Origin of the sequence: Thermodesulfatator atlanticus DSM 21156, from assembly GCF_000421585.1 — a bacterium.
In the GTDB taxonomy this organism is placed as follows: Bacteria; Desulfobacterota; Thermodesulfobacteria; order Thermodesulfobacteriales; family Thermodesulfatatoraceae; genus Thermodesulfatator; species Thermodesulfatator atlanticus.
Genome location: NZ_ATXH01000030.1, coordinates 19561 through 27737, shown reverse-complemented (window position 1 = coordinate 27737; position 8177 = coordinate 19561). Strand labels below are relative to the sequence as shown.

Genomic DNA, 8177 nt, shown 5'->3' with positions numbered 1-8177 from the left:
GCAAAAAACGCACGAAACACCTCTAGCATCTCTGAGACTTTACCGGCCTTGAGCACCCGGGCCATGCGTATCTTGCTCGCTGTCTTCCTGGATAGGTCTTCCAGAAAATAATTCAAAAGATGGTCTGAAAAGGCCTTCCTTACTTCGATATTCGGAAAGCGCAACACATATACCGCTTCACCGGGCATAAGTTCGTATTTTTCTTCTATGGTGAGGTAACCCGTCTGAAATAAAATGGTCTCAGGCTTAATGGTTTCTATCTCAAAGCTTTCTACCAGTTCTTCGCCTACCTCAAGGTGCTCAAGCTCAGGGATAAAAAACTTCCTCTCAGTGAGAAGCTTTATCAAAAAAGTAGGCGTGCCTGTTTCAAACCAGTAAGGACGGAACTCCCTGGCATCAAGAAAGAGCAGAATATCGAAGGGGTTGTAAACAGGTTCCCCCAGCCAGGAGTAGCCGTTATACCAGCGGCGCACCTCAGAAAGATCAACACCTTCCAGACGGTCGGCAAAAGTGTTTTCAAACTCTTCCTGGGTGTAGCCGCATATGGTGGCATAGCCGGGATGGATGGTAATGTCCTTGAGGTTGTTAAGCCCTGAAAAAATCGAAACCGTGGAAAACTTGGTAACGCCCGTGAGGAAGCAAAACTTGAGATACGGGTCAGCGTCTTTGAGCACGGAGTAGAAGTTTTTAACTCTTCGCGAATCTCTTTCGCAAGCTCCGGTTTGTCGATATTATCAAGGATGGGCTTATCGTACTCGTCAATAAGGACAACGGCTTTTCGGTTGTTTTTTTCTACCAGAATTTCTATCAATTCTTTAAAACGGCCTTTGATTGACGGATAAGTTAACTTCACTTGGTATAATTTTTCGTGTTCCAGAAAAATCTCCAGGAAGGTATTTTGCAATTCTTCAACGCTTCGATGCACCCCAGAACCAAAAGAAATATAAATTACGGGATACTTCTCGGACCAATCCCAGTTGTTCTCTAAGAAAAGCCCTTGGAAGACTTCGCGCTTACCCAGGAAAGCCTGACGCAGGGTATCGAGAAAAAGGCTTTTCCCGAAACGCCTAGGGCGAGAGAGAAAAAAATACTTCCCTTCGTCAACGAGTTTTTTCACGAAGGGGGTCTTATCAACATAATAAAAATCACCGGTACGAATTTCTACAAAACTTTGAATACCTACAGGAAGCTTTTTCATTTTTACCCTAAAAGAATTAATATTTTTCTCCATAAGCCTAATTACTTTTTAGCCCGGTTTCCGGATATTTGGCAACTTACGTTTCATCTCGATTTGTGGATTGGTTGGCTCTTCGCAGATGGCTATCTGTGGATTCTTCGCCTACGGCTCCAATGACAAATTATCACCGTCATGCTGAGGGAGCGTAAGCGACCGAAGCATCCACAAATCGATTAGTGGATTCTTAGCCTGAGGGTTAGCTATAGATCCTTCGCCTACGGCTCAGGATGACCGAAAAGCAAATCAGGATGCCCAAATGAAGGCATTAAACGCCCGAGATCGTTATGGATCCGTTCCCATTTTTCAGAACGAAAAATAGGAACGGATCCCGAAAATGTTTACTCGTCATTACGAGAGAACGCCCTTTTGCCTCATGCTGAGGAGACAAAGTGCCCGAAGAATCCACAGATGGTTCTACGCGACCGAAGCAAAGAAATTCCACAAAAAAGCCTTTCGGCGAAGATTTATCCCACATCACTTGAGAACGACCTTCAGTCCGAGTTTAAGGGCCACGACAATGAGCACTAGCCCAAAAAGGCGTTTAATCCACTTCGCCTTCATCTTGTGCCGCATAATCCTTGCGCCTAACTGTGAGCCTGCTATTACCGCGAAGGTGGCGAGTAAAAGTAGTTTGGGCTCAAAACGCCCTTCAACTGCGTGCCCCAAAAACCCCGAAAAAGAAGAAAACACCACGATTAAAGCACAAGTAGCTGCGGCCTGTTTGGTAGGATACCCCAGGGCTATCAACAAGGGTACGAAAAGAAAACCACCACCGATGCCCAAAAACCCCGCCAGAAACCCGATAAAAAAACTGGCTACACTTGCTATGAAAACCCGTTTGGTATAGGAGAGTAGTTTTTTTGGTTCTGGCTGACTGCTTACCAAAAGCATTCTCGCACCAGCAATAAACATCGCCATGGCAAAGAACAGCACAAGTTTTTCACTAGAAACGAAGTGGGTAAAATATGCCCCTATAGGTGCACCTACTAGGGAAGCCAGCGCCATAGGGACAGCACCCCTGACATCCACCATCCCGGCCCGAAGGTAATAGACAGCTGCCGATAAAGCGGTAATACCGTTTAGAAAAAGTCCGGTAGGAATAGCCACGGTTTTAAAATCAAAGCCAAACCACTTAAAAAGGGGGATATACAGCAGCGCGCCACCCAGCCCCAGCATGGAAAAAACACAAGCAATCACAAAAACAAGCGCTGACACCGCAAGATAGCTCACCACAACCTCCTATTTAGAACGATTCGCAATAAGCTTAAGCAAGGAAACCACCATACCAGCGAAAGTCAAGACAATTCCCTGATCAAAAATCCTATTTTATTTCGAATTTGATGGCCACGGTAAGGCGAAGGGGTGGGTTGAGCTCGCGGGGGGGTGGGGGAAAGGGTGCGGCCCTTTTGACCGTGGTAACGGCAGCCCTGTTAAGGATCTCGAAACGGCAAGGTTTTTCTACTTCAATCTGGCTTACGTCCCCTCGAGTGTCTATCACAAAAGAGACCACGACTTTTCCGGTCTGGCCGGCCATACGCGCGGCGAAGGGGTAATATTTGTTGGCAGAAATGCGCGCAAGTACCTGGCCAAAATAGGTTTTAAAGGTCTTGCGTGAGGGTTTCCCTGCCCTGGGCATACTGGGAAGAGAAGGGACCTCAGGGGAGGCTTCTGCCACCTGGTCTAAAAGCTCAGAGGTTTTTACCTCAGCCACCGCGGGGCTAATTTTTACTTTTTGCGGGATGGCCTTGGGCTTTTTAGGAAGGGGCTCACGACTAATCTTTACCTGTTTTACCTCACGCACAGGTGGAAGTATGGGGGTCTCCGGGGCCTGGCCAAGGTCTTCTTCCATTTCTGGCGTAAGTTCAAGGAAAATGCTTGTGGTGGGCGTGATCTTTTCGCGAGAAGACGGCCAAATAACAAACAAAAGCGCGTGAATCACCAGTGAAACCGCCAGAAACAAACACAAATTGGCCTTGCTTTTGTCCTGAGAAAACGTCATGGTCCGGGGCTTTTAGTCTTAATCAAAATGTGGTTTAGGCCAGCCTTGCGCGCCGCATCCATAGCCGTTATGAGGAGCTGAACTTCTACATTACGGTCAGCCTCAATGTAAACGTGCTTGGGCCTGATGGTGTTGGCTAGGTGCTTTACCTCTTCAAAAAGGTGCTTTTCCGGGACAGGGCGCCCGTTTAGCAGGAATTTCTTGTCTTTGGTGATGGTGATGGTGAGCACTTCCTCCTGTTTGGTGGCTTTTCCGGTCTCACTTTTCGGGAGGTCAACCTTTAGTGCCTCCTGGGTAATAAATTGAGACGTCAGCAAGAAATAGATGAGCAGCAAAAAGACGATATCGATGACCGGGGTCATGGGGATTTCTGGGCCGTTTCCTTCTCTGCGCAAACGTTTTCTAAGCATACTCCTGGCCGTTGGTGTAGATTTTTTTGAGGATTATAACCGCCATGCGCTCAAGGGTTTCTTCGTAGCGCCGCACGTAGGAAATGAGAAAACGGTGCGCCACAATAAGGGGCACGGCCACACTTAGCCCCACTGCCGTGGTAAGCATGGCCTCCCAGATGCCTCCAGCAAGCATAGAGGCGTTTACCTTGCCTCCTGCCTGCTCCACCACCATAAAGGCCTTGATAAGCCCGGTAACCGTGCCCAAAAGACCAAGGAGCGGGGCAATGCTTGCAAGCGTTGACAAAAGGCCAAGATAACGCGAGGCACGCGAGACCTCGCAATTAATGATATGGCCAAGGATGGATTCAAGGAGCTCCCGGTCGGCACAGCAGACGGGCTTGATCTCGCGGGCCATCTCACCCAGAGGACCAGGAAAATGCACAAGGTCGTTTAAAGAAGTGGCCTTTATCTTTTCAACTGGGGGAATTTCCTTATTGATTTTGCGAAAGACAAAAAGCCTTTCCAGGATGATAGCAAGCCCCAGCACCGAGCAAAACAAAATGGGCCAGACAATCATCCCCCCCTTAGCCAGGAATGAAAAAAGCCCGTTCACCTGGTTTCCTCCTCGAGGTATTTAATTACATCCTGTTCTTTCTTTAGCGTGCAAAGCATTTCTAGGTCTTTGGTTTTGATGGGGGTGATTTTAAGCCAGCGTTTTTCCTTATAGGAAAATACATGGTCAAAGAGGCCGTCTTTATCCACGTCGCGAAAACCAAGCGCCGGCTTTCTGCTCTTAACGTAGAAAAAGGCCTCGTGTTTTTTTGGAGCAAAAAGCAAACAGCGTGTGCCGTCAGGGCGGAACAACTCTTCGATTTCAAACACACCATCCTGGTCTTTATCAAAAAAACGCTTGGAAAGCTTTCCGTTAACGTAGATAGCCCGGCTGAGAAGCACACGGCCCTTGGGTTTTAGGGCTTTAAAAGTAAGGACTTCGCGGGTTTTGTCGCAAAACTTTTCTTCTATCTCAAAAAAGCCGTCGTGGTCTTCATCGCGCAAGATGCGCACCACCTGGCCCTGGGCGTTAAACTCAGAAATCAGGTCTTTTTGGCCGTCAAAGTCGCGGTCTTCTTCAACGCGTTTTAACCTGCCGTTTTGATAGAGCTGCCATTTATCGGGTTTTTTGTCTTCATTGCGGTCAAAAAGGGCCCTGGACGGCCTTCCTTTCAAATCGTAGATAATGGTCTCTTCGGGGATACGGTTGTGATTCTTATCAATAATGGTTTTTAGGAGCCTTCCGTTTTTGAAAATGGAAGTTTGCTCAAAGTAGCCGTCGTGATCAAGATCTTCAAGGCTCTGTAAGACTTTGCCTTCCTGGTCGTAAAAGATTATCTGGGCGGTGCCTTTGGGGACTTCAAGGCGTAAAGTCTTTGCCAGACCAGGAACTGCAAAGAAAACCAGTAATGTTACGAACCAAAAAGCAAGTTTCATAAAGCGATTTTACCCCTCGTCGCTATGGTTGCGAATTTTTATGAGACCTTTGCAAAACACCTTTTCTCAAAGTATCTACGGGAACCGTTCCTATTTTTTGTCCCGAAAAATAGGAACGGTTCCCTTGCGCTTGGGCTGGCAACACTGTTCTTCGCAATTTTACAATGGCTTCTTTATGTAATATGAGCCTCAAACAATAGTAGCAAATAATCCACACCCCCACCTTGTCATTCTGAGGGTGCCTTGGTCCCGAAGAATCCACAGGTCGATTAGTGGATCCCTTCGCTGTTCCTTCGCCTGTGGCTCAGGACTTCGGCTCAGGGCAGGCTCTTCGCCTGCGGCTATCTGTGGATCCTTCGCTTCGCTCAGGATGACATGGGAGAACGGCTCAGGATGACTAAAAGCACGGAGGCTGCTTCGCTCCACCACATTTTGTTCAGGATAACCTTTCCCCATCATCCTAGCCCTGTCTTAGAACAAATAGCCAAAGGCCGGCCCACCGGTCCCCTTCGCTAATGCTTACTACCTCTTCTTAAGATCTCTACTGGAACCGTTCCCATTTTTCGCTCCGAAAAATGGGAACGGTTCCCGACATCCCGGCGTTTAATGCCTCAGCATACCTTGCGATAAATAGCCAAGAGCCGGCCCCCGGCCCCTTTGGCTTTAATATTTTAGCTCCAACGATAGAAACCAAGTCCTACCGGGAGCTCGATAGTAATCCCAATAGTCCTCGTCAAATAGGTTGTTGACAGCCAATGAAAGATCGGCCTTCATGTCCATTTGCAAGATATGGAGCTGTGTTAAATGGAGCGTTCCCTTGAAATCAGCTACAAAGTACTTTTCTGCCGTTCCGTATACGCCTTCTGCCACATCGGAATTGTCTTCTTCAAAAAAGACTTTGCCTACATAATGACCCCAAAGAGCAGCGGAAAGGCGCCCCTTTTCTACAGCTAAATGGAAGTTCCACATCCAAGGTGGGGTCTTGATAAAACGCTTTCCTTCCGAGCTGGGATCAGCCTCATTTTCTACAATCTTGGTATCGTTGCGAGTATAGTTCACCTCTGCTGTAATCCAGGAAAGAGGCTTCCAAGTAAGCCCGGCTTCCACACCAAAGATCTCTCCCTTACCGGCGTTTACCCAGTATTTGTCTGACCCAATAGTCTGCCTGTAGATCATGTCTCGAAGCCAGGTCTGAAAAAGACTTACCTCAAACTGTATTTTTTTATTCCACATCCGTTTTTTAAGACCTACTTCGAGACTGTAGGCCTTTTCGGGATCTAAGTCTGGATTTCCATGATAGGTAGTTCCCCAAGAAGAGGTCCAGGTGCGGTAGAGTTCGTACACGTTTGGGGCCCGAAAGGCCTTGCCATAAGAAACTCGCAAAGTGGTGGTATCATCAGGACGCCAGACCAAGGCCACCTTTGGAGAAAAGGTCCCCTTGTCCCGAGAGGGATAATTCTCTACCTGCCCGACGTTTCCAGAATAGCCGTCATGGGTCCACCAATGATCATAGCGTAGCCCTAAAAACAAATGAAGTTTTTTGACAAGAGCCCAGTCATCCTGAAGGAATAAACCCAGGGTTTCAACCTTACCTCCTGCCAAATACGTTTTGTCTAAAGTGCTGTCGGGATCACGATAAAAGGCCATATCAGAAGTATCTACGTCTGCCTTATCGTAACGATAACTGAAACCCGTAGTAAGGAAGTGATCTTCCATTAGTGGAAGAGAAGTATTTAAGTCAAAATAATAAGTATCTGCCGAAGTTTTATTAATCTCTCCGGAAGCAGTATAATAGTCCCCAGGATAAGAAGGTTTTGTCCAATAGCTGTCGCGGTCTAAATAACCCATAGTACATTTTAAAAGCAAAGTATTAAAACTTTTTTTGACATTAACGGACAAAACGTCTGTTTTCTTGCGCCCAATACCAGCATAATATGTGAAGGAATAAGGGGATATACTTACATATTGACCGTTTGGTACTTGTACAGTACCACTAAAAGAGGAAATTCCGCTGGCATCATGAACATAGGTATGAGGGGGGCCGTAACCATAACTTAACCAACCATGCTGAAAAGAAAGCTTTACTAAATCATTTTCTCCGAAAAACCAGCCAAGGGTCCCGTGATAATTTTCTCGTTTGGCCCAGTTATTTCCTTTATCACCCACAACCCATCTTAATTCAGTCCCGGTGGGATCGGTAGTAGGATAACCTCCCAGAAGCGTACCATTACCAGATTCGGGTTTTTTTACTACTAGCGAAGTAGGATAGCCCAAATCATTATCCTTTTCGAAGCCAAGTAAAAAGGAAAGATTACCTACACGGTTACCAAGGCCGAAACGATAGCCCTGAGTAACTTCGTCTCCATTGCCTAATCCGGCCTTCGCCCACCAGGTAAGGCGTTCAGGAAGAAGGCTGAAAAGACTCACCACGCCCCCCATGGCGTTGCCTCCCCAAAGAGAAGAGTAAGGGCCTCGAACTACCTCAATATGCGAAACGTCTTGAGTGGAAAGAACACCCCAACTTACCCCTCCTTCATAGCCCTCGTTTATCGGCACACCATCAAGCAGCACCAAAGTGCGTTTTTGGTAAGGAATACCTCTCAAAGTAATAGACGCCAAAGAATCCATAAGCCCTTTGGTTCGTCTAAGATACACCCCTGCCTCGTTTTTAAGGGCCTCATCAATAGTCATAAGACGTTTTTGTTCCATATCCTTCTTCGTAATTATCGTGACGCTTGCCGGGGCCTGGGTGACGGGAATTTCCGTCCGGGTGGCGGTAACGGTGATTTCGCCAAGAGAGACGTCTTCTGCCCAAACACCCGGAACCATACACGTTAGCACCCACAAAAACACTAAGCCTAAAGCTCCTCGGAGAAAAATACCTGCCCGCATTCCCATAATTCCCCTCCTTAAATTTTTTTGAGACTTTTGCAAAACACCTTGAGGATCCGTTCCCATTTTTTCGCTACGAAAAATGGGAACGGATCCCTTGCGCTTGTGCTTACAACACTAATCCCGACAATCTTGCAAAGGTCTTTTTCATAATCTTGTGTTATTAAAC

The 8177-nt window shown here is 47.0% G+C and carries 6 protein-coding genes and 1 pseudogene; all 7 read right to left on the bottom strand.

The annotated features are described in order from the left end of the window. Window positions 1-1198, bottom strand: a pseudogene (locus tag H528_RS13840) (ATP-binding protein); the annotation flags it as partial. Window positions 1199-1711: 513 nt separating this feature from the next. Further along, window positions 1712-2467: a sulfite exporter TauE/SafE family protein gene (locus H528_RS0110430; protein WP_022854256.1), complete on the bottom strand. Its 756-nt coding sequence runs from the start codon at window positions 2465-2467 to the stop codon at window positions 1712-1714. A gap of 91 nt (window positions 2468-2558) precedes the next feature. Continuing rightward, entirely contained in the window at window positions 2559-3236 is a 678-nt protein-coding gene (locus H528_RS0110425) for an energy transducer TonB (RefSeq protein WP_022854255.1), read from the bottom strand. Then, on the bottom strand, window positions 3233-3646 hold the full coding sequence (locus H528_RS0110420) for an ExbD/TolR family protein (RefSeq protein WP_022854254.1): 414 nt from the start codon (window positions 3644-3646) through the stop codon (window positions 3233-3235). The genes H528_RS0110425 and H528_RS0110420 overlap by 4 nt, the downstream gene beginning before the upstream one ends. Then, window positions 3639-4241, bottom strand: a complete 603-nt coding sequence (locus tag H528_RS0110415; protein WP_022854253.1) for a MotA/TolQ/ExbB proton channel family protein — start codon at window positions 4239-4241, stop codon at window positions 3639-3641. The genes H528_RS0110420 and H528_RS0110415 overlap by 8 nt, the downstream gene beginning before the upstream one ends. Then, window positions 4238-5116, bottom strand: a complete 879-nt coding sequence (locus tag H528_RS0110410; protein WP_022854252.1) for a hypothetical protein — start codon at window positions 5114-5116, stop codon at window positions 4238-4240. The genes H528_RS0110415 and H528_RS0110410 overlap by 4 nt, the downstream gene beginning before the upstream one ends. 663 nt (window positions 5117-5779) lie before the next feature. After that, window positions 5780-8014 carry a TonB-dependent receptor gene (locus H528_RS0110400; protein WP_022854250.1) on the bottom strand — a complete coding sequence of 745 codons (2235 nt, stop codon included), beginning with the start codon at window positions 8012-8014 and terminating at the stop codon, window positions 5780-5782. Window positions 8015-8177 lie beyond the last annotated feature (163 nt).

Excerpts from the sequence above, each read along its gene's own strand:
- H528_RS0110425 (WP_022854255.1), bottom strand. The coding sequence starts at position 3,236 with ATGACGTTTTCTCAGGACAAAAGCAAGGCCAATTTGTGTTTGTTTCTG.
- H528_RS0110420 (WP_022854254.1), bottom strand. The coding sequence starts at position 3,646 with ATGCTTAGAAAACGTTTGCGCAGAGAAGGAAACGGCCCAGAAATCCCC.
- H528_RS0110410 (WP_022854252.1), bottom strand. The coding sequence starts at position 5,116 with ATGAAACTTGCTTTTTGGTTCGTAACATTACTGGTTTTCTTTGCAGTT.
- H528_RS0110400 (WP_022854250.1), bottom strand. The coding sequence starts at position 8,014 with ATGGGAATGCGGGCAGGTATTTTTCTCCGAGGAGCTTTAGGCTTAGTG.